Origin of the sequence: Aureibaculum marinum, from assembly GCF_003813905.1 — a bacterium.
Lineage (GTDB): Bacteria > Bacteroidota > Bacteroidia > Flavobacteriales > Flavobacteriaceae > Aureibaculum > Aureibaculum marinum.
In genome coordinates this window covers 62,064-85,155 of sequence record NZ_RPFJ01000014.1, presented here as the reverse complement: position 1 = coordinate 85,155, position 23,092 = coordinate 62,064, and the positions used below count along the sequence as shown (strand labels likewise).

Below are 23,092 nucleotides of genomic sequence, written 5' to 3'. Positions count from 1 at the left end.
TTGATGATTTAGTTAGATATCAACTTGTTCTACATACAAATAACGTTAAATTTGTTCAAACATTATTAAAATATGAGTTATATAATTAGAGAAGCCTTGCCAGAAGACATGGAAGCGGTATTAAAATTAATTACTGAACTGGCTGTTTTTGAAAAAGAACCAAATGCGGTTAAAATTAATGTCAACGATTTAATTAATCATGGGTTTAAAGAGCATCCTTCTTTTTATATATATTTAGCTGAAATTGATAATTCAGTAGTTGGAATGGCTCTTTTTTATAACAGATTTTCAACTTGGGATGGAGTCTCATTACATTTAGAAGATTTAATTGTAACAGAAAAATATAGACAAAAAGGAATAGGAAAGGCTTTGTATGATAAAGTTTTAAATTATGCTTTAGAAAATAATATAAATAGGGTAGAATGGGTGGTCTTAAATTGGAATACTCCTGCTGTTAATTTTTATAAAAGTACTGGAGCTACTGTTTTTGAAGAATGGAATGTTTGTCAAATGTCACGAGAAAAAATTTTAGAATATTTGTCATAATAGATAAATAGTTTTTGATGCAATTGAAATTCAGATTTACTAATATATTTTTAGATTTTACAATGTTTATTTTAATATCCCATTTATGAAGGTGTGTTTTATTAAAGTAGCAAAAAAATCGTTTTATTAATACAAGTGTCACTAGAAATAGAGTGTCTCGTAATTCAATAAATTAACTATATTTGATGTTCTCAAAAACCCAACATGGAATTAGTAACTTCTAAAGAAATTGCCAAAGTAGTACACCTAGATAAATATGGGTTTTTAGGTACTTTTATGGGGTGGATTTTATTAAAAGTACTTCGCATATCCAAGCTTAATAGAATTTACAAAAAGCATAAAAATAAAAGTAATGTTGATTTTTTAAATGCAATTTTAGATGAAGTTAAAATTAAATTTGAAATTCCTCAAGAAGATTTAAAAAGAATACCAAAAAATGGTGCTTTTATTAGTGTTTCCAATCACCCTTTAGGAGGAATTGATGGTATATTGTTATTAAAACTTTTAGTCGAAAGAAGACCAGATTATAAGATTATTGCTAATTTTTTATTGCATAGAATTGAACCGCTTAAACCTTACGTAATGCCTGTAAATCCTTTTGAAGATCGGAAGGATTTAAAATCTAGTGTTTCAGGGATAAAACATGCATTACAACATTTAAGAGATGGCTATCCGTTAGGTATTTTTCCGGCCGGTGAAGTTTCTACGTATCACGATGGTAAATTAATTGTAGATAAACCTTGGGAAGAAGGTGCTATAAAACTAATCAATAAAGCAAATGTGCCTATTATACCTATTTATTTTCATGCTAAAAATAGTCGATTGTTCTATTTTTTGTCTAAAATAAATGATACGTTAAGAACTGCTAAATTACCCTCAGAGTTATTAACTCAAAAGAGTAGAATTATAAAAGTAAGAATAGGAAAACCTATTTCTATTCAAGATCAAGAAGAGCATAAGAGCATAGATGATTTTCATCAATTTATTCGTAAGAAAACGTATATGTTGGCAAAACCATTTGAAGTTAATACCCGATTAATAAAAACACCTTCTCTAAAAATTCCGAAACAACCAAAAGAAGTAATTTCTCCTATACCTACAGAAAAAATTTGTAAAGAAATTGAAAAATTAAGAGCCGATGATGATAGGTTACTTGAGAGTAAAAATTATGAAGTTTTTTTTGCTGAAAGTGAAAAAATTCCAAATATTTTGCGTGAAATAGGACGATTAAGAGAAATTACGTTTAGAGAAGTGGGTGAAGGTACTAATAATGCTATTGATATTGATAAGTACGACAATTATTATCATCATATGTTTTTGTGGGATAATGCTATAAATATGGTTGTTGGTGCATATAGGATGGGATTGGGGAAAGACATTTATAAAAAGTATGGAATCAAAGGTTTTTATATAAGTACTTTGTTCAGAATGGAAGCAGAATTGTTTCATATGATGGAACAATCAATAGAAATGGGTAGAGCCTTTATTATAAAGGATTATCAACAAAAACCAATGCCTTTGTTTTTATTATGGAAAGGGATTGTACATGTAACTTTAAGATTCCCTGAACACAAATATTTAATAGGTGGAGTAAGTATTAGTAATCAATTTTCAAACTTTTCTAAATCTTTAATGATTGAGTTTATGAAATCTAATTATTATGATCCATATTTGGCTCAATATATTCACCCTAAAAAGGAATATAAAGTGAAATTAAATGATGTAGATAAAGATTTTGTATTTGATGAAAGTAAATCAGACATGCAAAAGTTTGATAAAATTATTGATGAATTAGAACCAGGTACTTTACGTTTGCCTGTTTTGTTGAAAAAATATGTTAAGCAAAATGCAAAACTGGTTGCTTTTAATGTAGATCCTAAATTTAATAATGCAGTTGATGGTTTAATGTATATTAGAATAGCTGATTTGCCAGAAAGCACTGTAAGACCAGTAATGGAAGAATTTCAAGAAGAATTAGAAAAAAAACTTTCTGAAAACGAAACCTCGTTATAATGACAAAAAAACAACCTAAAATAGCCGTTTTTGGTGGTGGTAGCTGGGCAACAGCTATAGTAAAAATGTTAAGTGAAAATGTAAATGAAATTGGTTGGTATATGCGTAGTGAGTCTGTTTTAGACCATATTAAACAAAACCAGCATAATCCAAAATATATCAGTTCTGTAGAGTTCGATATAAATCAATTATTTTTAAGTAATAAAATTAACGAAATGGTCAGTTATGCTGATTATTTGATTTTTGCAGTGCCTTCTGCATTTTTAAAAGAAGAATTAGAAAAGTTAACCACTTCATTAGAGGGAAAAGTTATCTTTTCTGCTATTAAAGGAATTGAACCTGAATCTGGATTAATTGTGGGTGAATACTTTCATAAAAAATATAATATTCCTTATGACAATATAGGTGTTATTACTGGACCTTGTCATGCAGAAGAAGTAGCTTTAGAACGACTTTCTTATTTAACACTTGCGTGTAGTGATGAGAGTAAAGCTAAGTTAATGAGCAGTTTTTTAAAAAGTAGATATATTAACACTAAAACTTCTGACGATATTGTTGGTACAGAATATGCTGCTGTTTTAAAGAATATTTATGCTATGGCTGCAGGAATGGCTCATGGTCTTGGATATGGAGATAATTTTCAAGCAGTATTAATGTCTAATGCCATTAGAGAAATGAAACGTTTTATTAAAAAAGTACATAAAATGAAACGCAATATTAATAATTCCGCTTATTTGGGAGATTTATTAGTTACAGGTTATTCAACTTTTAGTAGAAATAGAATGTTTGGTAATATGATAGGTAAAGGATATACTGTAAAATCGGCCATGATGGAGATGAGTATGGTTGCTGAGGGGTATTACGCTACCAAAAGTGCATATAAAATAAAGCAAAAGAATGGTGCTAAAACTCCAATAATCGATACTGTATATAAAATACTTTATGAAAATAAAGATCCTAAAATAGAATTTTTGAAATTATCAGAAAGGTTAGATTAGCAATGTGACAAGTAAAAACAACACCCAATTCTAAATTCTTTTTATATAAGAGATAATAATTTAGAATTGGGTGTTGTTTTATTTTAAACTGCATGAGGAATGCTTTCAGCAAACAAACCCTGATTTAATAAATTTAAAGCCTTTATTTTATCATTTTTTTCAATTAATAAAGAAATATTGTATTGACTTCCTCCATATGAAATCATACGAATTGGCACGTCAGTTAAACAATTTAAAACGGCAGCACTAATCCCTTTTCCACTATGTGAAAAATTACCAGCAAGACAAACAATACTCATATCAACATCATATTCAACGTTACCAAAAGTGTTTAAATCTTCAATTATTTCTTTTAAATATTTTGGGTTGTCAATAGTGAGTGATACAGCAATCTCGGAAGTAGTAATCATATCAATTGGAGTTTGATATTTTTCAAAAACTTCAAAAACATTTTTTAAAAAGCCATAAGCCATTAACATCCTATACGATTTTATTTTTATAGCTATAATTCCATCTTTTGCTGCTATAGCCCTGACACCAATACTATTGTTACAATTTTTTATTAATGTTCCTTTAGCTGTCGGATTAAAAGTATTTTTTAATAAAACTGGGATGTTATTTTTTTGTGCAGGAATAATACTTTGTGGATGCAAAATTTTTGCACCAAAATAGGCCAATTCCGCAGCTTCATCAAAAGAAATTTCATCAATAGGAAACGTATTATCTACAAATCTAGGATCATTATTATGCATACCATCGATATCAGTCCAAATTTGAATTTCTTCAGCATTCACAGCAGCTCCAATTAATGAGGCAGTATAATCACTTCCACCTCTTTTTAAATTATCAATTTCGTTATTTGCATTTAAACAAATAAAGCCTTGAGTAATATAGGTTTGATAATTGTTGTCATTTAAAACCTTATTTAATTTTGCTTTGATATTACCCTGTTCAGGTTCTTCATGAGCATCAATAGACATAAAATCTAAGGCAGAAATTAGTAAGGAATCTTTTTCTATTTCTGTTAAATATAATTGAAATAAATTGGTAGAAATAATTTCTCCTTGAGCTAAGATTATTTTATCATTTTTTATGGGTTCATTAGCTAAAGAACGAATTTCTTTAAATTTATTCTCAATAAATAATTTAGCTTTGGTATGGTAATTTGTTAAATTATATAGTTCTTTAATTAGTTGATAGTAAGAGTTTTCAAGCTTATCTATCAAAAATAAAGCATCTTCTTTTTTATGAAGAGCTAAGTAATCATTAATTTGAACTAGACTGTTTGTAGTACCTGATACAGCAGATAGCACTACTATTTTTTTTTCGTTACAATCGTTAATAATAGCTGCTACTTTTTTCATGTTTTCAGCACTACCAACTGATGTTCCTCCAAACTTAAAAACTATCATAATCTAAAATTTTATACAAAAATTGCTATGTTGTTGGTGATGTGCAACTTTTTAATTTATTTTTACAAATTATAACAAATAGTTTAAATTTGAACATTAAAAAGAGAATTTCTACGCTTTAATAGTGAATAGGTTCTGGCGTAATCTAATAGTAGTTCTATATAATTGATAATTAACTGTTAACATAAACTATAATGAAAACAATACAAGAGGCTGTTACGGCCATTATTAACAAAACTCCCTTTATTGAAGAAGCATTATATGATAAATTAATAAATGTTTCTTCTTTAGCAAGGGTAATAAAACCAGAAGTTGAAAGGTTATTAAGAAAAGATATTAAAGAAGGGGCTATAATGATGGCCATAAATAGATTGTCACCTTCTAGTGTGTTAAAAGTTAGAAAAAATATAAAGAAAATTGCTTTGTCTTCAGGTGATTTTATAATGCGATCTGACTTATGTGACTATACTTTTAAAAATACCCCAACCTTAGTGCCTAAAATTATTAAATTACTGAGTGATATTGGTAATGATAATGATAATTTCTTTACCATTTCTCAAGGTGTATTTGAAACTAGTATTGTAATAAGTAAAAAAATTGAATCTAAAATTGAGAATAATTTTAAAGAAGAAGAATTGTTATGGTCTGCAAATAATTTGGCTTCTTTAACCATAAAATTACCGAAAACCAATATTGAACAATCTGGAATATATTATTTTATTTTAAAACAATTGGCTTGGGCAAACATTCCGGTACAAGAAGTAATTTCTACAACTCATGAAATTTCAATTGTAGTTAAGGAAACAGATATTAAACAGACCTTTTCTATTTTAATGGATATGAAATTATCCTAAGATATTTATTAATTTAAAAGATGTAAACACTAAACTAAGGGTAAAATCATTTAGTTGTTTTTCTTCTTAGCACTATGATACATAAAATAGGCAATAACTACAAGAACAACAAAAGGTAGATATGTGCCAATAAAGACACCTATTTCGTAACGACTATCAGGTGCGTCGGTTATTTTTTGTTCAATATCAACTTGCTGTATTATTAGTGCAAATAAGTTCATGTTAGTTTTTCTTTTTTATGTTTCTAACAATTAAATAGACTGCTACAATAAGAAATATTGGAAAAAGGAGTTGCTCAAAAACTTCTCCTGCTTCTTGAGTTGGAGTATATAAAAGAAGTTTTAAAATTAAATTCATAATATGTAGTTAAGTTAATGAGCTTCAATAATTAATATAATCTATTATTTCTTAAATTTTTGTAGAGCATCTTTTGTAAAGTTAGATAATACTAATTCTCCACTTAATGCCGCCCTTTCCATTAATAATGTATTCCAATTTTCAGTACCTTTCCATAGTATTTTTTTTAACTCTGTTAAGGCATCGGGGTTATAACTAGCCAATTTTTTTGAAAGTTTTTCTACAAATTCATCCATACTTGTTGTGTTTTCAAACACTCTAGAGTATAGATTGTGGTCTTTTGCCCAATATGCAGAATGCCACTCTGTAGCGTCTAAAGTAAGTTTGCTGAATGCTGCTATTCCTGCTTTACGAGTTATGGCTGGTTCAATAACAAAAGGACCAATACCAATGCTTAATTCAGACAATCTAATGTCTGAATTTTCTGTAGCAAAGCAATAATCTGTCGCTGCAATAATTCCAACGCCACCACCAACTGCTTTACCATGTACTCTTCCAATTATCAATTTTGAACAAGTACGCATAGCGTTTATTAAGTTGGCAAATCCTGAAAAGAATTTTTTACCGTCTTCCAAATTATCTATGGTAATAAGTTCATTAAAAGAAGCTCCAGCACAAAACGCTTTTTTTCCTTCACTTTTCAATATAATAACACTAGTGGTATTGTCATTACTTAAACGATTGATGTTTTCTATTAATCTTTCTAGTAATGCAGAGGGGAATGAATTACTTGCAGGGTGTTGAAAAGTAACTGTAGCAATATTTTCTCTAATACTTGTAAGTACTGAACCTTCCATTAGTTATTATCTTCAAGTTTAGCTCCATTTGTGGTTACAGATCTATCAATTTTTCTCATTAAACCTTGTAATACATTTCCTGGTCCAACTTCGGTAAATTCTGTTGCACCATCTTTAACCATCTGTTGGATAGACTGAGTCCATCTAACAGGAGCAGTTAATTGAGATACTAAATTTTTCTTAATCTCGCTAGCAGTATTAACAGCTGATGCTACAACATTTTGGTAAATAGGACAATTAGGTTCGTTAAATGTAGTATTTTCAATAGCTGATGCTAATTCTTCTTGTGCGGGTTCCATCAATGGAGAATGAAAAGCACCTCCTACAGGAAGCACTAAAGCTCTTCTTGCTCCTGCAGCTGTTAAAGATTCACAGGCCAAATTTACAGCTTCAATTTCGCCAGAGATTACTAATTGGCCTGGGCAATTATAATTTGCAGCTACTACTATTCCATTAGTTTCTGAACAGATATTTTCAACAATTTGATCTTCTAAACCTAAAACTGCAGCCATTGTAGAGGGTTGCAATTCACATGCTTTTTGCATAGCTAACGCTCGCTTTGATACAAGTTTTAATCCATCTTCAAAAGATAAAACGCCATTAGCAACTAACGCAGAAAATTCTCCAAGAGAATGACCAGCTACCATTTGTGGTTTAAATTTATCGCCTAAAGTTTTGGCCAACGCTACCGAATGTATAAAAATTGCTGGTTGGGTAACTTTAGTTTCTTTTAATTGCTCTGCAGTACCTTCAAACATGATGTCTGTTATCGAAAACCCTAAAATTGAATTGGCCTGTTCAAAAAGTTCTTGAGCAATATTAGATTTTTCGTAAATGTCTAAGCCCATTCCAGAAAACTGGGCTCCTTGCCCAGGGAAAATATATGCGTGCATAAGTTGATTTTATAAGTTGTAATGCAAAAATAGAAAATTTGAAACTAACTGCATTGACAATTAATTTATACTTTTTTAATAAGATGATAAAACTTTAAAGTGAATGTTCTTTTACACAATAGATATGGAGCAAACTATTGGTTACTTATTACTTTTTTTACTAAATGTTTTTTTATATAAATTGAAAATAGAGTATATCTACAAGAATTGATTTAAACTAAATTATTTTTTAAAGCATAAACTACGAGTCCAATTCGGTTTTTAACTTCCAATTTTTTAAATAGTTGTTCACGATAACCATCAATAGTTTTAGGGCTTAAATGCATTACATCGGCAATTTCTTTATAGGTCATTTCGGTACTTGCCAATTTTAAAAATTCTAACTCACGATCTAACAGGTTTATTTTTTTTTCAGCACTTGGGTGTAAGGAGTGAACTAACGTATCAGATACCATTTTTGAATGATAATACCCTTCGTTAATTAAACCGTATAAAGCTTCTTTTAATATATTAGGATGTATGTCTTTGAGTAAATATCCTTTAGCTCCGTTCTTTATCATTTTTAGTATGGAGTTTTCATCATCATCCATAGATAAAGCCAATATTTTAATATTAGGATAGTGTTTATTTAAATATTTAGTGGTTTCAAGACCATCCATAATAGGCATATTCAAATCCATTAAAACTATTTTAGGCAGCTCAGTTTTGTTCTTTAAATCATCAATAAAAATTTTGCCATTTAATGCATGGTGAATGACTTCAAAATCATCAAAAGTGTTAATTAAACTTTTTAACGATTGTGCAAAAAGAAGGTGATCATCTACTATTGCAATTGTGTGTTTAGACATCTGTTTTTTGTATTGGATAGGTTAAAGTTAATGAAACTCCTACATTTTTTTCAGATTTTAATTCAAATTTAGAATTAATTAGTTTTGCACGACTTTCCATATTTAATAATCCAGAACCTTTTTTTATAGAATGTTTGTTAAAACCTATACCGTGATCTTGTATGTTAATAATTAAAAAATTACTGGTATAGGTTGCTTTAAGTTCCATTATTTTCGTTTTTGAATGTTTTACAGAATTTGAGAGAAACTCTTGTATAATTCTAAATAAAATAATTTCATCTTCTTGATTTATAGCAGTAACTGTACCATTTACTTCAAATGACGCTTTTATATATTTTAATCTATTAAAACGATCAATTTCCATTTGGATACTTTCATGTAAACCAATATTTTTAACAACTTCAGGGTTTAACAGTTTTGATAGTGATCTTATTTCTTGTAGTGTTTTAGAAATAATATCACCAGTTTCTTGTACAATTTTTTTTTGTTCTTCACTTAAATTTGGTTGTACAATGTTTAGTTGCATTCTAGCAACTGAAAGTAATTGACCTACATTATCATGTAACTCCCAACTAATATTTTGCAGAGTTTGTTCTTGAGTTTCTAGTTGTGATTTTATAAGTTCTTCATCAAACTTTTGTTTTATTGCCTTTTGCTCAAAAATAAATTTAATTTTTCTGTTTTGAAAAATGCTAAAAATGATAATAATAACAACTACTAATACAACTACGGTTAGGCTTGCTATTAATATTAGTGTTGTTGAATTGTTATTCATAATTTTCTCATTCCAATGATTTATAAAGTTATGATTCTTCTTTGTAAATAGATAATTTATTTTTTATTACGTTTCGTAATGAGTTATTATCTTCTAATAATTTATTTTTTTTATGTTGAAAAATACTGAATAGAGAAATCATAGCTATTATAGCTATTAACACTACGCCAGTTGCTAAAATTAGTATTTTTCTTTCGTGCTCCATATAAATCCGAATGTAAAAATTAAATACATTGCTGTTGACAGCAGACTTCTCATAATAAAAATCTTTATAGTAGCAGATTCACTGGAGAACATATACGAATTTTGAACCACAGTAAATGGAATTGTAGAAGTATAATAAATTAATAATCCTACACTTACCCAAAAAGGTATTGATCTTTGAAAATTAATTATTTTGTCTGATTTCAATAATTCTACAAAATAAAAAATAATGCTAATTGTTAGAAATAGATTTGCTATAATTCTTGGGTATAACATATTTTCTGTAAAGAAGTTTTGAAAAAACAACCAATTAATAGCACACAGCGTTATAAAAATTATAATAAAAAATTTAATTATCTTTTTATATGTTGTATTTTTTAAAGTTCTATAGTATATCAAATAATAGACTGGAAATATAATAAAGGATAGTAAATTGTATAAAAATAAATTGTAAACATCGCCATTGTTATCAGTGTAATAAATACCTAATTCTTCATAAAAATATCCTAATACTTCCGTAAGTACTATAAGCCATAACACAAACAAAATATACTTAAAAGAAGTGTTTTTGTACTTGAAATAGAATATAGTGCCAACAAGGGTAGCTGCTACTTCAGCTAATAATCCGATATTCCTATAAAGGTCTAACATTAAAATATTTTTTTAAGAACCGCCATAAGGTGGTACACTGTTTTGATCATTAAATATTAAGCCGTTTTCTTCGTCTTGCGATAAGGAAAAAAAGCTTGCCTTTTGTATGTCTTGTGTTGTGTTGTTAGATGTTTTATGATTACTCAACACATCTTTTAAATATAGAATTTCAGATTTATTACCTTTTTTCTGAAGAGTGTAGCCATATTGATTGTTGCCATCTTTTGTTGCAGGAGCAATAAAAAAGGTCTGATGGTGTTTTTGTATTCCTTCTTTATTACTTGGGTAAACACTAAAATAGAAATGTAAGGATTCTGGGTTTATGTTGTTTTCTTTTGATCTTTTTTCTACGTATGCTATATAGTTTTTTAGAATTTTTAAATTAACCTGTACCAATCGGGTATCATTGAATTCTTTGCCGTATAATGTACTTAATGTGTCTTTTAATATATCAATACGTTCTTTTTTATAATTTTGATACATGTTTACTGCTTTTTCAGTTTCAATGATATGAGCTAACATTTCTTTTGTAGGTTCTTTATTTTCGTGACTAATTTTTTTTTCTTCACAAGAAATAAAAATAAATATAAGTGTAAAATATGCTAAAAATGAGGGGTGTAATTTGAGGTTTAATAATGTGAAATTATTCATAATTTAGAGTTTTAAGTGAAAGTATCTGCAAAATACAAATAATTATGACTTTTAAAAAAGGGGATTTTCCCCCTTTTTTAAATAGGCAAAACCCCTATTAAAATAAAGGGTTTTGCCTCTTGTATTGTTGTCTTTAATATTTCAAATTTGTAAATGAAAAATAGTTGAAAGAAAATTCTTAGATAAAGTAAGTATGTCTTTCTCCTCATTGTAAAGAATTTGCTATGAAAATAGTTGCTATGAACTATTTAGAATGGGAGAATTGCTATGAAAAAGATATTTATTACGTCTAAGAATTTTTTGTTATTCTAAATGTAAACAAGGTGTTTTTTAAATACTCAAATTTATATAATAGCCTTCACTACTTCTAATGTTAAAGACTGTATTGTCTTCAAATATTAAATATTGTCCTTTTATACCTTTTAAAACACCTGAATAAGTTGGTGTTTTACTTAGGTTAAGACTTTTTACTTTTGAAGGATATTGCAAAACAGGAAATTCAATATTAGTTTCTTTGGTATAGTTTTCCAAATAATAAGGTTTTACTTCGTCAGGGATATAATCTGCCAACTTTTCCTTTTCAGCTAATAAATCAACATCTGTAATTTCATTGGTTAGCATCTTACGCCAGTTTGTCTTGTCAGAAACATATGTTTTCAAAGCTATTTCAGTAATTCCTGCTAAATATCTGTTAGGAACTTCAACAATTTCTATTGCTTCGTGAGCACCTTGATCTATCCATCGTGTTGGTATTTGTGTTTTTCGAGTAACCCCAACTTTTATATTACTAGAATTGGCCAAATAAACAATGTGTGGTTGTAGTTGTACTTTTTTTTCATACTCTAAATCGCGGTCTTCTTTATTTAAATGTGCGGTACTTAATTCAGGTCGCATAATCCAGTCGGCAGCTTGAGGTATTTCAAAAAAGCAATTTTTACAAAATCCTTGTCTGAAGATAGGTTTATCTAAATGACAATTTAAACATTCATATTTAACAAAAGAAATTTCTAATGTTTTATTAAGTAGTTGATTTACATTTAAAAAATCATTCTCTAATTGCAAATAATACTGAACAGGCGGACCTAACTCCGTCATCATTTTTTGTAAAACTCCTTTATAAAACATAAAACTTAAATTTCGATACCAAATAGCAAGTAAAATTACCCTCTAAATTCTAAACTTTAGAAAGTGGAATTAGTTGTTATTTGTTTTATTGGTACTTATCACGCGTATTGTTTTCTTTACTTTTTCTGCTATTTTTCTAGCTTTACTTAAATCTTGATGAACAATAGTAACATGCCCCATTTTTCGGAAAGGTTTAGTTATTTTTTTCCCATAAATATGTGGAGTAACACCATCCATTTTTAATATGGTTTCCATGTTTTCATAAATAACATTTCCGGTATAATTTTCGTCTCCTACTAAGTTAACCATTACACCACCAACTTTGCTAGAAGTATCACCTAATGGTAGATTTAATATAGCTCTTATGTGCTGTTCAAACTGATTTGTATAAGAGGCTTCTATACTATAGTGACCGCTATTATGAGGTCTAGGAGCAACTTCGTTGACTAGAATTTCATCATTTTCGGTTAAAAATAGTTCTACAGCCAATAAACCTACATGTTTAAACGCCTTTGCTACTTTTAATGCAGTAATTTCTGCATTTTCAGTTATTGTAGATGGTAATCTGGCCGGACAAATAACATATTCTACTTGATTGGCATCTGGGTGAAATTCCATTTCAACTACTGGATATGTTTTTAAATCGCCATTAGCATTTCTAGCAACAATAACCGCCAATTCATTTTTAAAGGGTATTAGTTTTTCGGTAATGCATTCAACATTTGGTAATGTATCTAAATCGTTATGTGTTCTAATTATTTTAACACCTGTACCGTCATAACCAAATTGAGCACTTTTCCAAACAAAAGGAAAGCTTAGAGATTCATGTTTTAATGCCGTTTTAATTTCATCAGTATAAGCAAAACGAGAAAATTCAGCTGCTGGAATATTATGGTCAACATAAAACAATTTTTGTTTTGCTTTGTTTTGTATTGTTCTGATTGTTTTAGAGTTAGGGAAAACATTAACACCTTCTTTTTCTAACTTTTCTAATGCATCAACATTAACATTTTCAATTTCAATGGTTAAAGTGTTTACTTGTTTACCAAAATTGTAAACAGTGTCAAAATCTAGTAAGCTTCCAATATGAAACTCATCACAGATATTAGCACACGGAGCATCTTTGGCAGCATCTAAAACGCAGGTATAAATATCAAATTTTTGAGTTTCGGTCAATAGCATTTTACCCAATTGACCTCCTCCAAGGATACCTAATTTAAAATCTGAAGAAAAATAATTTGTCATTTAAAAATTTGTAATTAATAAAGATTGTCCGTTGTTTATTACTTTATATTCCTTAGCTCCATATTTACCTCCATTTTGTGGTGTGCCACCCAAGGCTAAAGCATATTGGGTATCATCACAAGAGCATATCATATTTAAACCATCTACTGTCATTTTAACACACGAATTCGGTTCAGAATTTGGACAAGCTAAATCATAAGCATAAAAAATATCACTAGCTCCATGATATACTACTATGCCTTTAATACCTCCAGAAATTTCTACATAACCACCGTCAAATAGAAGGTCATTATTTGAAGGATTATTCAAGTAAACAGTCTGGTTAACCGCTACATCGGGTAAATAAGGATTGTTGTAGCTTTCAGTATCTGAACAACCAATTAGTGTTATATATATTAGAAAAGGAACAATTATGTTTTTCATGTAGTTTTCTCAAATTAAATACAAATATAAGGTATCCTATTTTGAAATAATAAATATTTAGTATCTTTGTCTCTAAATCTCAACTCCGTATATATAGAGCTGAGATTTTTGTATTTTATTGGCGAAATATTATAGTAATAGTTTGGTACTATTGCGAAAGAATGTAAAATGTTTGTTTTGGTTAATTCCATTGACAAATAGGAAATGGTGGTTGGCCATATGTTTGGAGGATTTGTATTTTATACTGTCCATATTTTGGTTTAAAGGTGATTTTTATAAAAATAATTAAATTATGAGTAAGGTTTCTTATTATACAGCAGAAGGTTTAAAAAAATTAAGACAAGAGCTAGAACAATTAGAAAGTGTTGAAAGACCAAGGGTAACAAATGCTATTTCAGAAGCTAGAGATAAGGGTGATTTAAGTGAAAATGCCGAATATCATGCAGCAAAAGAAGAACAGTCTTTATTAGAATATAAGATAGCACAATTAAAAAATGTAATTGCGTCTGCTCGTTTAATTGACGAATCGCAATTAGATACATCTAAAGTGTTAGCATTATCAACTGTAAAAATTAAAAATACGGCTAATAATATGGTTGTTAGTTATACGTTAGTAGCTAATTCTGAAGCCGATTTTAAGGCGGGTAAAATCTCTGTTGACTCACCAATAGGAAAAGGTTTGTTGGGTAAAAGAGTAGGGGAAATAGCTGAGGTTAATGCCCCAAATGGTGTGATGAAATTCGAAATATTAGAAATTACAAGATCTTAATCTATGTCAATTTTCACCAAAATTATTAATGGCGAGTTGCCTAGTTATAGAATAGCGGAAAATGATGAATTTTATGCTTTTTTAGACATTAATCCTAATTCAAAAGGTCATACGCTAGTTGTGCCTAAAAAGGAAGAAAATAAATTATTTGATTTAGACAAGGAAACCTATGCTAAGCTAATGGAGTATTCTAGAAAAATTGCCATAGCCATAGAAAAGGCAGTTCCATGTAAACGTGTTGGAATGTCTGTTATAGGATTAGAAGTTCCTCATGTTCATGTTCATTTAATACCTTTAAATGAAATGAAAGACGCTACATTTAATCATAAAGTAAATATGACTAAAGAGGCATTTGAGGAAGTTGCAGCTAAAATAAGAAAAGAATTAAATCAATAAATTATTTTGTAGTCTAATAATTAAATTTAGAAGTAAACACAGGTAAAAGTATTAATACGAAAAATGAACTTAGAATTGATTGATTAAAAAAATAGAAAAAGTTTTAAAGTTCTTTTAAAAGTACACTCATGGTGGTTCCTACACCAACTTCAGATTTTTCTACAATAATTTTACCGTCATGGTAATCTTCCATAATTCTTTTAGTAAGTGACAATCCTAATCCCCAACCTCGCCTTTTGGTAGTAAAACCAGGCTCAAATACTTTACGATATTGGTTTTTAGGAATTCCTTTACCTGTATCTGTAACTTGTACCTGAACATATTTGCCATCTTTAGAGAAAACTTTAATTCTTAAAGTGCCTTTTCCTTCCATGGCATCAATTGCATTTTTTACTAAATTTTCAATAACCCAAGAAAATAATTGCTGATTAATCATAGCATAAATTTTTTCATCTTCATTGGTGTCAAAATGATAATCGATAAGTTTAGAACTTCTTGAAGAGTAATAGTCAAAAGATTTTTTGGTTTCTAAAACAATATTATGTCTAGTAAGTTTTGGTACTGAGCCAATTTTAGAAAATCTATTAGCAATGGTATTGAGGCGTTCAATATCTTTTTCTATTTCCATTACTGTATTTTCATCAGTATTGTCCATTCTAAGAATTTCTACCCAACCTAATAATGAAGACAAAGGAGTGCCAATTTGATGTGCAGTTTCTTTAGCCATACCTGCCCAAAGTTTATTTTGTTCAGCTACTTTAGTAGATTTAAATACGAGGTAAATAACTACACCAAAAAGAAATAAAATTAGTAAAAGTGCTAAAGGATAATATCTTAATTTATATAAAAGATCAGAATTTCTGTAATATATATAATCTGTAACAGGCCCTTTTAATGATTCGTAAGTAACGGCCAATTGATTGTTTTCTTTTTGCATTTCAGCAAGTTGATTAGACAGATACATTCTATCTTTATCTGGCAAATCGTTGTATGAAGTATGTGTGTCTTCTACGTCTAAATTGGCCCATCCTTTTATAACATTATTCTCAGTAGTGTAAATCATAGGAATATTACTATTACTTTGAATAATTTTATTTTCTAAAGAAAAATCGGCATCTAAATTAGATATACCTGAGGCATTTTTGTAGGCAGAAGCCAAAATCTCCATTTTAGTACGCTCTTCTTGTTTAAAGTTTTTGAAGAATGTATTTGTATTCCATAAAATAAGAGCAACCAATAAAAAGGCTGCTGATATTAATATCCATCTAATTATATTCTTGCTAAAAGGGAGATTCATTGTAACAAATATAAAGTTATCTTGCGATATAACTAAAAAAAATATCTGATATTATGTTTGATTATTAAGTATTTTTGTTTTTTATTAACATTATTATGATGACAATTGACGCTAATAGCATTACTACAGCCAAATTACACGCTTATTTACTAAGTTCAGTTGCCCCAAGGCCAATTGCTTTTGCAAGTACTATTGACGCTAATGGAAACCCTAATTTATCACCTTTCAGTTTTTTTAATGTTTTTAGTGCCAATCCGCCAATATTAATTTTTTCACCTTCTAGAAGAGGCAAAGATAATACAACTAAACACACATATGAAAATTTAAAAGAGGTAAAAGAAGTAGTTATTAATGTAGTTAATTATTCTCTTGCTCAACAAATGTCTTTGTCTAGTACAGAGTATGCAAAAGGAATTAATGAATTTGAAAAAACAGGATTAACAATGTTGCCTTCAGAAGTAATAAAACCTTTTAGAGTCGCAGAATCACCAGTTCAGTTTGAGTGTAAGGTAAATGATATAATTGAGTTAGGTACAGAAGGAGGAGCTGGAAATTTAATTATTTGTGAGGTTTTAAAAATTCATATTGATGAAACTGTTTTAGATGAAAATAATATGATTGATCAAACAAAATTAGACTTAATTGCTAGGGCAGGTGGTAATTATTATTCAAGAGCTAAAAGTGGTTTTTTTGAAATACTAAAACCTTTACAGAATTTAGGGATTGGTGTAGATCAAATTCCTGAAGAGATTAGAAAAAGTAATGTCCTCACCGGAAATAATTTAGGAATGTTGGGTAATGTAGAGGCAATCCCTAATCAACACGATGTTGATAACTTTGCACAGGATAATCCTAATTATATAGGTTTAAAAACAGAAGAAAAACATAAGTTTGCACAAGAATTTTTAAAAAGAAATGATGTATTAAGTGCTTGGAAAGTGCTTTTAATTAAATAATTAGAATAATATGGAAGTTACAGGGAAAATTAAAAAAATTGACGAAACAAAAACTTTTGGATCTAGTGGGTTTAGAAAACGTGAAATGGTGGTTACTACTGATGAGCAATATCCACAGATGTTATTAATTGAGTTTGTACAAGATAAAACTACTTTATTAGATACTTATAAAGAGGGTGACCAAGTTAAAGTAAATATTAATTTACGTGGTAGAGAATGGATTAACCCAGAAGGAGAAGCTAAATATTTTAATTCAATTGTAGGATGGAGAATTGAAAAACTACAAGCAGATGGTTCTGGAGCAATACCTCCAGTTGAGGCAGTTGATAATTTTCAACCAGCCGATAATGTTTCTGATGAAGAACCAGATGATTTACCATTCTAACACGTATTAGTATATTCTTTTTTTAAAAGAATTGAACAAAAAAAAATCCCATTTATATCTAGATGTAAATGGGATTTTTTATTTATCTTTATTAGCAGATTAAAATTGATTGGGAACCTAATGTTTTATACAAAACGTAATTGTTATGTATAAAAAAACCTTTTAGTAGATTACTAAAAGGTTTTTAGCACTAATTCCCTTTCATAACAATTAACACGCTTACCTAAACTCCTATTTAAAACTTAATAGGATGTTTTAAAATCTGGACCTTGAGAGTTGAAGAAATAAATGCTATTTCTTTAACTCTCTTTTTTTATAATTGACTATACAAAAGTTAAATAACAATAAGGGAGAAAGGTTGTCAAATAATATATACATATATGCCAATTACTATAAAAAGTCCTGATTAAATTGTTCAATTCATTTATAAAATTTAAATTTTTATTTCTATTTCATTAGATACTACCTCTTTTATGGGTAATACCACTAAACCTGTTTCTGTTTTTACTGTCATTGATATATTTTCTATAGAAATAATAGTACCAGAAATATCTTTAAATTTTATTTTTTGTCCTACAGCAAAATTTTTTCTGGTAAAAAATGTTCTTAAAAGGTCTCCAACAACTTCTTTAGACCCTAATCCTAAAGATATGGCAATGGCACCCAGAAATGCACCTAATATTACTGTTAAATTATTAGTTATTATATCAGTTTCAATACCTGCTTGGTTTAAAGCGGTTACTGTTATAATAACGGCAATTATATAAAAAACAAAGTTGCTTATAGCTTTAGCTCCTATAAGGTCAAAGGAGTCAAACAATCCTTTTATGGCTTTTCTGACAAAACTTGCAATGTACAGGCCTACCATAAATAGTGCTATTGCACTAAATAGTTTTGGCAAATACCCTAAAAGTTTTCCTATTTCTACAGATATTATTTCCCATTTCATAATATCTGCAGCAACGATTAAAAAAACTAAAAAAGAAATCCATTTAACAAAACCAAGAATAACTTTTGATACATTAAAGGTTATATCAGTTTTACCAAAAATATTTTTATCATTTATAACTTCTGTTAACTTGTCAACTTTTACAAATTTTAAAAGACGAGCAAGTATAACTAATACCATTTTAGTAATTAACCATCCAATTAGTAGAATAAGGATAGCCCCAATTATATTTGGTAATGCCCTCATTATAATTATACCCATTTCATTGAGGGAATTAAACATTAAATCTTTCCAATTTGTAATAGTTTCCATTTAAATTATACTAGATTAAAAATTTTTGTTTTTTCTTTTAAAAAAAGCTTCTACAGCACTGGCATAGTCAAGTGAGAAAAAACTCATCATTTCAATAAAAAGTTTAAATGAATTAACATTTTCCATTACAATTTTTTTCATTTCTTTTGGAGCTTCCATTGGTGGGTGTCCAATTTCTTTAAAAGGATTTTCCATTAGTTATTGTATTTCATTATACTTTTTAATAAGCTTTCCTTTTGCTCTTTTTAATCTCATTTTCACAGCACTTTCGCTAAGTTCCATAATGGTTACGAGCTCTTTAATTTTTATATCATCTTGATATTTTAATAATAATATCATCTTTTCGTCCGGCTCTATTAACTCAAGTGCTTCTTTTAATTTATCTACCTTTAATTGAAATAAACTATTGTCATCATGGTCAATTAATAAACGTTCATCTTCAATAGGAACTGACTTATTTTCTATTTTTTTTGACTGCTCTCTTGTAATATAGTTTACACAATGATTATAGGTAAACACATATAACCAAGCTGAAAATTTTGATACATACTTACATTTGCCAAGATTAATATATAATTTTAAAAAAATATCTTGAGCAAGATCTTTAGCCTCATCAACATTATTTGTAAAAGAATAGCATTTGTTATAAACTATTTTGCTATACCTATCATATAAATCACCAAACAATGACGTATCTTTAGTTTTAATAATTTCTTCAACTAAGAGTTCATCTGTTAAAGGCTGAACTGAACTATTTGTTTTCAAAATTCATAGATTGGTTAACTGTATGACACAGATTTTTAAAAAAAGTCACATTAATTTCAATGTAATTTATAAAATTTTATATTTAAGCATTCAAAGAATGCCTAAAAAATGATTTTTTTATCTGATAAATTATGGTTTCCTCCTGTGGAAACAACTACAAATGATGGGGTTTTGGCTATTGGAGGTGATTTATCTTCTGAGCGTTTGTTATTAGCGTACAAAAGTGGGATTTTTCCATGGTATAATCAAGGCGAACCTATTGTTTGGTATAGTCCTTGTTCTAGAATGGTGCTTTTCCCAGATGAATTGAAAATTTCTAAAAGTATGAAGCAAATTCTTAGAAAAAATGAATTTAAAGTTACGTTTAATCAAAATTTTAATGACGTAATTAGAGCATGTAAAAATATTTATAGAGAGGGACAAGGAGGTACTTGGATTACAGATGAAATGGAAAAAGCATACATTAATTTACATGAATTGGGATATGGTAAGTCAGTTGAAGTATGGTATGGAAATGAATTGGTGGGTGGACTTTATGGCGTTGATTTGGGAACTGTTTTTTGTGGAGAAAGTATGTTTAGTAAAATTTCTAATACTTCTAAAATTGCATTTATTTACCTTGTAGAAAAATTGAAAAATGAAAATTATAGCTTAATCGATTGTCAAATATATACAAATCATCTGGCAAGTTTAGGAGCAAAAGAAATACCTCGATCAAAATTTTTAAAATATCTTAAAAAATAGTTGTAGCGACATGATATAAAACATCTAGAAAGTGTTATTGAATATAATTATGCTTAATTTTGAAATTTAATCTAGATTTTAAATTCTATGAATATACAAAATGCACAAAAAGAAGTTGATAATTGGATAAAAGAACATGGTGTTCGTTATTTTAATGAGCTAACCAATATGGCTCAATTAACAGAAGAGGTTGGTGAAGTAGCACGCATAATTGCTCGGCGTTATGGTGAACAAAGCGAGAAAGAATCTGATAAAAGTAAAGATTTAGGAGAAGAGTTAGCTGATGTATTATTTGTAGTGTTGTGTTTGGCAAATCAGACAGGTGTTGACTTACAAGCTTCTTTTAATAAAAAATTAGAGATAAAAACCAAACGTGATCATGATCGCCATCATAATAATGAAAAATTAAAATAATGACATTTTTAGAGAAAATTAAAACCGCTTATTTTTGGAAAAGAGCTTTGATGATAATAATTCCATTTTTTATAACTGTTGTTATTATTTCTTTACTTTTTAATAGTTTTTCTGCAATAATAGAAGCTGATTGGGGTAAAATAATGGACGATAATTTTAATCGCGGAAAATGGAAAATTTTCTTTACAACCAAAATTATTGTAAGTGTTGTCTATGGTGTTTGGGTAACCAGCAGAAATATAAAATAAGTTGAAGAAGTTTGCCTTATTAGATAATCAAAAACCTAAAATTTAACACATAGTTTTTTAGGTTTGAAGGCGGTCTATGGTGTTAAATTAAATTTGTAAAATATTAAATGGATTTATTTTTAGATTATACAGATAAACAAATAATTGAATCAAACATTAGAATTTCAGGTTCTAAAAGTGAATCGAATCGATTATTAATATTACAACAATTCTATCCGAATTTAAGATTAGAAAATATATCAGATTCAGATGATTCTGTTCATCTAACAAATGCTTTACAGTCTAATAAAAAAGTAATTAATATCGGTCATGCAGGTACAGCCATGCGATTTTTAACTGCCTTTTTTGCTGTTAGTAAAGATAAAGAAGTGGTGTTAACGGGCTCTGAGCGAATGCAAAACAGACCTATTAAAATTTTAGTTGATGCATTAAAAATGTTAGGTGCAGATATTCAGTATGTTGATAAGGAAGGGTATCCTCCTCTGAAAATAAAAGGAAAAGAGATTACAAATCATAAAGTTTCAATAAACGGTAATGTGAGTAGTCAATACATTTCGGCTTTGGTATTAATTGCTCCAAGTTTAGAGTATGGTTTGGAAATTGAATTACTTGAAAAAATAACTTCTAGACCTTACTTAGAAATGACACTAAACTTATTAAATCAACTCGGAATTGAAACAAGTTGGGAAAAGAATATTATAAAAATTAAGCCTCAAAAAACAATATTAGACAAGACAATTATTGTTGAATCTGATTGGAGTTCAGCTTCTTATTTTTACAGCTTAGTAGCTTTAAGTGAAATTGGAAAAACTTTAACTTTATCATCATATAACAAAAAAAGTTTACAAGGAGATAGTTGCTTGGCTTATATTTATCAAAACTTTGGGGTAGTAACCCAATATCAAGAAAATTCTATAACACTAACTAAGGTGAATTCGGCTAATGCTGATTTAGAAACGCTTAACTTGATAAATGCACCTGATATTGCACAAACAATTGCGGTAACTTGTTTTGGATTAGGTATTCCCTGTGATTTAACAGGGTTACATACCCTAAAAATTAAAGAAACAGACAGATTAGTTGCACTACTGAACGAATTAGAAAAATTTGGTGCCAATGTGGAAATTTCTGATAGAAGTTTACATTTAAAAACTTCTACAGCTAAAATGAATAAAAATGTAATTGTAAAAACCTACAACGATCATAGAATGGCAATGGCATTTGCACCATTGGCTTTAAAAATCCCTTTTACAATAGAAAATGCTGATGTTGTAACTAAGTCATATGTTAGGTTTTGGGAAGATTTAGACTATTGTTTTTTAAAATAGAGCAAGCTTTACTGCATCTTATTTGTTTTTTTAACTACAATTTATTTACGATTAATGCTTTTAATAGATAAGCAATTTCTTTTTTTAGCAAAAAAATCACTTTAAAATGTTAAAATTTGTAACATAAAAATACTATGGACGTCTTTTAAGCATAGAGTTAAATCAATATTAAAACCCAAAAATTACAACCATGATTTCCTATATGCCAACTTTTGCTGAAGAAGAAGTAATAAATAGATTTAATAACCTCTCTTTTTTGGTAGGTGACTTTAATATTAGTGTTTATAGTTATAATTTAACTAAAGGTTGGATTCAATCGGGTAAAGGAAATTCTGAGTGCAAAATTGAAGAAACATTTATTACTGAAAAGGTGAAATTAAATAAAGAAGATTGTAATGTTTGTTTAAACAACACAATTGCATTTGATGTTGTTGATAGCAGTTATCGATTGATGTCTTTTGATAAGACTTTAGGCAGTGTTGATGTTTATAAAGGGACAATTAGTAATGAAACAATTATTTTTAACAACTTAGATAGTGAATACAAAACAAAAAATAAATTAGGTGAAGATATTTCATTCAAATTAATTTATAAAAGACTTTCAGCTACAGAAAATGAATTAGTTGTTGGGTACACAAAAAACAAAGGAAGAACTTGGTTTCCTTTTGTGAAGAATATCTACACAAGAAAGTAGTAATTGGTTTTATTACATATTTAACCAAGACAAATTAATCTCC

General features: G+C 28.6%; 29 protein-coding genes. 13 read left to right on the top strand and 16 right to left on the bottom strand.

What is annotated here, in order from left to right; all coding sequences use genetic code 11:
- Positions 1-72: 72 nt before the first annotated feature.
- The 3 genes from EGM88_RS11205 to EGM88_RS11195 all read left to right on the top strand — a co-directional run bounded on the left by EGM88_RS11205 (position 73) and on the right by EGM88_RS11195 (position 3,557).
- On the top strand, positions 73-546 hold the full coding sequence (locus EGM88_RS11205; protein ID WP_123898381.1) for a GNAT family N-acetyltransferase: 474 nt from the start codon (positions 73-75) through the stop codon (positions 544-546).
- A gap of 204 nt (positions 547-750) precedes the next feature.
- The gene (locus EGM88_RS11200; protein ID WP_123898380.1) at positions 751-2,559 is read left to right on the top strand and encodes a GNAT family N-acyltransferase; all 1,809 of its coding nucleotides are present in this window, start codon (positions 751-753) and stop codon (positions 2,557-2,559) included.
- Entirely contained in the window at positions 2,559-3,557 is a 999-nt protein-coding gene (locus EGM88_RS11195) for an NAD(P)H-dependent glycerol-3-phosphate dehydrogenase (protein WP_123898379.1), read from the top strand. Before EGM88_RS11200 ends, EGM88_RS11195 begins: the two co-directional genes overlap by 1 nt.
- An 83-nt stretch (positions 3,558-3,640) precedes the next feature.
- Here the strand turns inward: EGM88_RS11195 and EGM88_RS11190 are convergent, their stop codons facing one another.
- A complete protein-coding gene (locus EGM88_RS11190) occupies positions 3,641-4,969 on the bottom strand; it encodes an aspartate kinase (protein WP_123898378.1) in 1,329 nt (442 codons plus the stop codon).
- Between the two features lie 194 nt (positions 4,970-5,163).
- On the opposite strand from EGM88_RS11190, the gene EGM88_RS11185 reads away from it, so the two are divergent.
- Positions 5,164-5,823, top strand: a complete 660-nt coding sequence (locus tag EGM88_RS11185; RefSeq protein WP_123898377.1) for a hypothetical protein — start codon at positions 5,164-5,166, stop codon at positions 5,821-5,823.
- Between the two features lie 50 nt (positions 5,824-5,873).
- Here EGM88_RS11185 and EGM88_RS15940 read toward each other — a convergent pair whose 3' ends face one another.
- The 11 genes from EGM88_RS15940 to EGM88_RS11140 all read right to left on the bottom strand — a co-directional run bounded on the left by EGM88_RS15940 (position 5,874) and on the right by EGM88_RS11140 (position 13,792).
- Complete coding sequence (locus EGM88_RS15940) at positions 5,874-6,044, bottom strand: hypothetical protein (RefSeq protein WP_203229454.1); 171 nt, start codon at positions 6,042-6,044, stop codon at positions 5,874-5,876.
- A gap of 1 nt (position 6,045) precedes the next feature.
- Entirely contained in the window at positions 6,046-6,180 is a 135-nt protein-coding gene (locus EGM88_RS16110) for a hypothetical protein (protein WP_262696202.1), read from the bottom strand.
- Positions 6,181-6,224: 44 nt separating this feature from the next.
- Entirely contained in the window at positions 6,225-6,977 is a 753-nt protein-coding gene (locus EGM88_RS11180; protein ID WP_123898376.1) for an enoyl-CoA hydratase/isomerase family protein, read from the bottom strand.
- The gene (gene fabD / locus EGM88_RS11175; RefSeq protein WP_123898375.1) at positions 6,977-7,870 is read right to left on the bottom strand and encodes an ACP S-malonyltransferase; all 894 of its coding nucleotides are present in this window, start codon (positions 7,868-7,870) and stop codon (positions 6,977-6,979) included. The genes EGM88_RS11180 and fabD overlap by 1 nt, the downstream gene beginning before the upstream one ends.
- Before the next feature lie 212 nt (positions 7,871-8,082).
- On the bottom strand, positions 8,083-8,718 hold the full coding sequence (locus EGM88_RS11170; RefSeq protein ID WP_123898374.1) for a response regulator transcription factor: 636 nt from the start codon (positions 8,716-8,718) through the stop codon (positions 8,083-8,085).
- Positions 8,711-9,493 carry a sensor histidine kinase gene (locus tag EGM88_RS11165; protein WP_123898373.1) on the bottom strand — a complete coding sequence of 261 codons (783 nt, stop codon included), beginning with the start codon at positions 9,491-9,493 and terminating at the stop codon, positions 8,711-8,713. The genes EGM88_RS11170 and EGM88_RS11165 overlap by 8 nt, the downstream gene beginning before the upstream one ends.
- Before the next feature lie 180 nt (positions 9,494-9,673).
- Complete coding sequence (locus EGM88_RS11160; RefSeq protein WP_123898372.1) at positions 9,674-10,348, bottom strand: hypothetical protein; 675 nt, start codon at positions 10,346-10,348, stop codon at positions 9,674-9,676.
- A gap of 12 nt (positions 10,349-10,360) precedes the next feature.
- Entirely contained in the window at positions 10,361-10,999 is a 639-nt protein-coding gene (locus tag EGM88_RS11155) for a hypothetical protein (protein WP_123898371.1), read from the bottom strand.
- Positions 11,000-11,329: 330 nt separating this feature from the next.
- Positions 11,330-12,124: a DUF2797 domain-containing protein gene (locus tag EGM88_RS11150; protein ID WP_123898370.1), complete on the bottom strand. Its 795-nt coding sequence runs from the start codon at positions 12,122-12,124 to the stop codon at positions 11,330-11,332.
- A gap of 69 nt (positions 12,125-12,193) precedes the next feature.
- A complete protein-coding gene (locus EGM88_RS11145) occupies positions 12,194-13,369 on the bottom strand; it encodes a 5-(carboxyamino)imidazole ribonucleotide synthase (RefSeq protein WP_123898369.1) in 1,176 nt (391 codons plus the stop codon).
- A complete protein-coding gene (locus EGM88_RS11140) occupies positions 13,370-13,792 on the bottom strand; it encodes a hypothetical protein (protein ID WP_123898368.1) in 423 nt (140 codons plus the stop codon).
- A gap of 292 nt (positions 13,793-14,084) precedes the next feature.
- Here EGM88_RS11140 and greA point away from each other — a divergent pair, with 292 nt between their 5' ends.
- Together greA and EGM88_RS11130 are read left to right on the top strand one after the other, a co-directional pair.
- The gene (greA, locus tag EGM88_RS11135; RefSeq protein WP_123898367.1) at positions 14,085-14,561 is read left to right on the top strand and encodes a transcription elongation factor GreA; all 477 of its coding nucleotides are present in this window, start codon (positions 14,085-14,087) and stop codon (positions 14,559-14,561) included.
- Between the two features lie 3 nt (positions 14,562-14,564).
- A complete protein-coding gene (locus EGM88_RS11130; RefSeq protein WP_123898366.1) occupies positions 14,565-14,957 on the top strand; it encodes an HIT family protein in 393 nt (130 codons plus the stop codon).
- A gap of 103 nt (positions 14,958-15,060) precedes the next feature.
- Here EGM88_RS11130 and EGM88_RS11125 read toward each other — a convergent pair whose 3' ends face one another.
- Positions 15,061-16,254 (bottom strand): sensor histidine kinase, encoded by a 1,194-nt coding sequence (locus EGM88_RS11125; RefSeq protein WP_123898365.1) that lies wholly within the window; start codon positions 16,252-16,254, stop codon positions 15,061-15,063.
- 95 nt (positions 16,255-16,349) lie between these two features.
- Here EGM88_RS11125 and EGM88_RS11120 point away from each other — a divergent pair, with 95 nt between their 5' ends.
- Together EGM88_RS11120 and EGM88_RS11115 are read left to right on the top strand one after the other, a co-directional pair.
- Complete coding sequence (locus EGM88_RS11120; RefSeq protein WP_123898364.1) at positions 16,350-17,210, top strand: flavin reductase family protein; 861 nt, start codon at positions 16,350-16,352, stop codon at positions 17,208-17,210.
- A 10-nt stretch (positions 17,211-17,220) separates the two neighbouring features.
- Positions 17,221-17,595: a DUF3127 domain-containing protein gene (locus EGM88_RS11115; protein ID WP_123898363.1), complete on the top strand. Its 375-nt coding sequence runs from the start codon at positions 17,221-17,223 to the stop codon at positions 17,593-17,595.
- 433 nt (positions 17,596-18,028) lie between these two features.
- Here EGM88_RS11115 and EGM88_RS11110 read toward each other — a convergent pair whose 3' ends face one another.
- The 3 genes from EGM88_RS11110 to EGM88_RS11100 are packed head-to-tail and all read right to left on the bottom strand — an operon-like array spanning position 18,029 to position 19,621.
- Positions 18,029-18,856, bottom strand: a complete 828-nt coding sequence (locus tag EGM88_RS11110) for a mechanosensitive ion channel family protein (RefSeq protein WP_123898362.1) — start codon at positions 18,854-18,856, stop codon at positions 18,029-18,031.
- Between the two features lie 15 nt (positions 18,857-18,871).
- The gene (locus EGM88_RS11105; protein WP_123898361.1) at positions 18,872-19,051 is read right to left on the bottom strand and encodes a hypothetical protein; all 180 of its coding nucleotides are present in this window, start codon (positions 19,049-19,051) and stop codon (positions 18,872-18,874) included.
- A gap of 3 nt (positions 19,052-19,054) precedes the next feature.
- Positions 19,055-19,621 (bottom strand): RNA polymerase sigma factor, encoded by a 567-nt coding sequence (locus EGM88_RS11100; RefSeq protein WP_123898360.1) that lies wholly within the window; start codon positions 19,619-19,621, stop codon positions 19,055-19,057.
- Positions 19,622-19,729: 108 nt separating this feature from the next.
- Between EGM88_RS11100 and aat the strand changes: the two genes are divergently transcribed.
- The 5 genes from aat (at position 19,730) to EGM88_RS11075 (ending at position 23,049) form a co-directional block, all read left to right on the top strand.
- Positions 19,730-20,365 (top strand): leucyl/phenylalanyl-tRNA--protein transferase, encoded by a 636-nt coding sequence (aat, locus tag EGM88_RS11095; RefSeq protein WP_123898359.1) that lies wholly within the window; start codon positions 19,730-19,732, stop codon positions 20,363-20,365.
- A gap of 87 nt (positions 20,366-20,452) precedes the next feature.
- Positions 20,453-20,779, top strand: coding sequence for a nucleotide pyrophosphohydrolase (locus EGM88_RS11090; RefSeq protein ID WP_123898358.1), 327 nt, complete (start codon positions 20,453-20,455; stop codon positions 20,777-20,779).
- The gene (locus EGM88_RS11085) at positions 20,779-21,027 is read left to right on the top strand and encodes a hypothetical protein (protein WP_123898357.1); all 249 of its coding nucleotides are present in this window, start codon (positions 20,779-20,781) and stop codon (positions 21,025-21,027) included. Before EGM88_RS11090 ends, EGM88_RS11085 begins: the two co-directional genes overlap by 1 nt.
- 107 nt (positions 21,028-21,134) lie before the next feature.
- Positions 21,135-22,355 carry a 3-phosphoshikimate 1-carboxyvinyltransferase gene (locus EGM88_RS11080; protein ID WP_123898356.1) on the top strand — a complete coding sequence of 407 codons (1,221 nt, stop codon included), beginning with the start codon at positions 21,135-21,137 and terminating at the stop codon, positions 22,353-22,355.
- A gap of 190 nt (positions 22,356-22,545) precedes the next feature.
- Positions 22,546-23,049, top strand: coding sequence for a hypothetical protein (locus EGM88_RS11075; protein WP_123898355.1), 504 nt, complete (start codon positions 22,546-22,548; stop codon positions 23,047-23,049).
- Positions 23,050-23,092 lie beyond the last annotated feature (43 nt).

What these genes read in the sequence shown, in the direction of transcription:
- EGM88_RS11205 (WP_123898381.1), top strand. Translation starts at nt 73, where the DNA reads ATGAGTTATATAATTAGAGAAGCCTTGCCAGAAGACATGGAAGCGGTA.
- EGM88_RS11200 (WP_123898380.1), top strand. Translation starts at nt 751, where the DNA reads ATGGAATTAGTAACTTCTAAAGAAATTGCCAAAGTAGTACACCTAGAT.
- EGM88_RS11195 (WP_123898379.1), top strand. Translation starts at nt 2,559, where the DNA reads ATGACAAAAAAACAACCTAAAATAGCCGTTTTTGGTGGTGGTAGCTGG.
- EGM88_RS11190 (WP_123898378.1), bottom strand. Translation starts at nt 4,969, where the DNA reads ATGATAGTTTTTAAGTTTGGAGGAACATCAGTTGGTAGTGCTGAAAAC.
- EGM88_RS11185 (WP_123898377.1), top strand. Translation starts at nt 5,164, where the DNA reads ATGAAAACAATACAAGAGGCTGTTACGGCCATTATTAACAAAACTCCC.
- EGM88_RS15940 (WP_203229454.1), bottom strand. Translation starts at nt 6,044, where the DNA reads ATGAACTTATTTGCACTAATAATACAGCAAGTTGATATTGAACAAAAA.
- EGM88_RS16110 (WP_262696202.1), bottom strand. Translation starts at nt 6,180, where the DNA reads ATGAATTTAATTTTAAAACTTCTTTTATATACTCCAACTCAAGAAGCA.
- EGM88_RS11180 (WP_123898376.1), bottom strand. Translation starts at nt 6,977, where the DNA reads ATGGAAGGTTCAGTACTTACAAGTATTAGAGAAAATATTGCTACAGTT.
- fabD (WP_123898375.1), bottom strand. Translation starts at nt 7,870, where the DNA reads ATGCACGCATATATTTTCCCTGGGCAAGGAGCCCAGTTTTCTGGAATG.
- EGM88_RS11170 (WP_123898374.1), bottom strand. Translation starts at nt 8,718, where the DNA reads ATGTCTAAACACACAATTGCAATAGTAGATGATCACCTTCTTTTTGCA.
- EGM88_RS11165 (WP_123898373.1), bottom strand. Translation starts at nt 9,493, where the DNA reads ATGAATAACAATTCAACAACACTAATATTAATAGCAAGCCTAACCGTA.
- EGM88_RS11160 (WP_123898372.1), bottom strand. Translation starts at nt 10,348, where the DNA reads ATGTTAGACCTTTATAGGAATATCGGATTATTAGCTGAAGTAGCAGCT.
- EGM88_RS11155 (WP_123898371.1), bottom strand. Translation starts at nt 10,999, where the DNA reads ATGAATAATTTCACATTATTAAACCTCAAATTACACCCCTCATTTTTA.
- EGM88_RS11150 (WP_123898370.1), bottom strand. Translation starts at nt 12,124, where the DNA reads ATGTTTTATAAAGGAGTTTTACAAAAAATGATGACGGAGTTAGGTCCG.
- EGM88_RS11145 (WP_123898369.1), bottom strand. Translation starts at nt 13,369, where the DNA reads ATGACAAATTATTTTTCTTCAGATTTTAAATTAGGTATCCTTGGAGGA.
- EGM88_RS11140 (WP_123898368.1), bottom strand. Translation starts at nt 13,792, where the DNA reads ATGAAAAACATAATTGTTCCTTTTCTAATATATATAACACTAATTGGT.
- greA (WP_123898367.1), top strand. Translation starts at nt 14,085, where the DNA reads ATGAGTAAGGTTTCTTATTATACAGCAGAAGGTTTAAAAAAATTAAGA.
- EGM88_RS11130 (WP_123898366.1), top strand. Translation starts at nt 14,565, where the DNA reads ATGTCAATTTTCACCAAAATTATTAATGGCGAGTTGCCTAGTTATAGA.
- EGM88_RS11125 (WP_123898365.1), bottom strand. Translation starts at nt 16,254, where the DNA reads ATGAATCTCCCTTTTAGCAAGAATATAATTAGATGGATATTAATATCA.
- EGM88_RS11120 (WP_123898364.1), top strand. Translation starts at nt 16,350, where the DNA reads ATGATGACAATTGACGCTAATAGCATTACTACAGCCAAATTACACGCT.
- EGM88_RS11115 (WP_123898363.1), top strand. Translation starts at nt 17,221, where the DNA reads ATGGAAGTTACAGGGAAAATTAAAAAAATTGACGAAACAAAAACTTTT.
- EGM88_RS11110 (WP_123898362.1), bottom strand. Translation starts at nt 18,856, where the DNA reads ATGGAAACTATTACAAATTGGAAAGATTTAATGTTTAATTCCCTCAAT.
- EGM88_RS11105 (WP_123898361.1), bottom strand. Translation starts at nt 19,051, where the DNA reads ATGGAAAATCCTTTTAAAGAAATTGGACACCCACCAATGGAAGCTCCA.
- aat (WP_123898359.1), top strand. Translation starts at nt 19,730, where the DNA reads ATGATTTTTTTATCTGATAAATTATGGTTTCCTCCTGTGGAAACAACT.
- EGM88_RS11090 (WP_123898358.1), top strand. Translation starts at nt 20,453, where the DNA reads ATGAATATACAAAATGCACAAAAAGAAGTTGATAATTGGATAAAAGAA.
- EGM88_RS11085 (WP_123898357.1), top strand. Translation starts at nt 20,779, where the DNA reads ATGACATTTTTAGAGAAAATTAAAACCGCTTATTTTTGGAAAAGAGCT.
- EGM88_RS11080 (WP_123898356.1), top strand. Translation starts at nt 21,135, where the DNA reads ATGGATTTATTTTTAGATTATACAGATAAACAAATAATTGAATCAAAC.
- EGM88_RS11075 (WP_123898355.1), top strand. Translation starts at nt 22,546, where the DNA reads ATGATTTCCTATATGCCAACTTTTGCTGAAGAAGAAGTAATAAATAGA.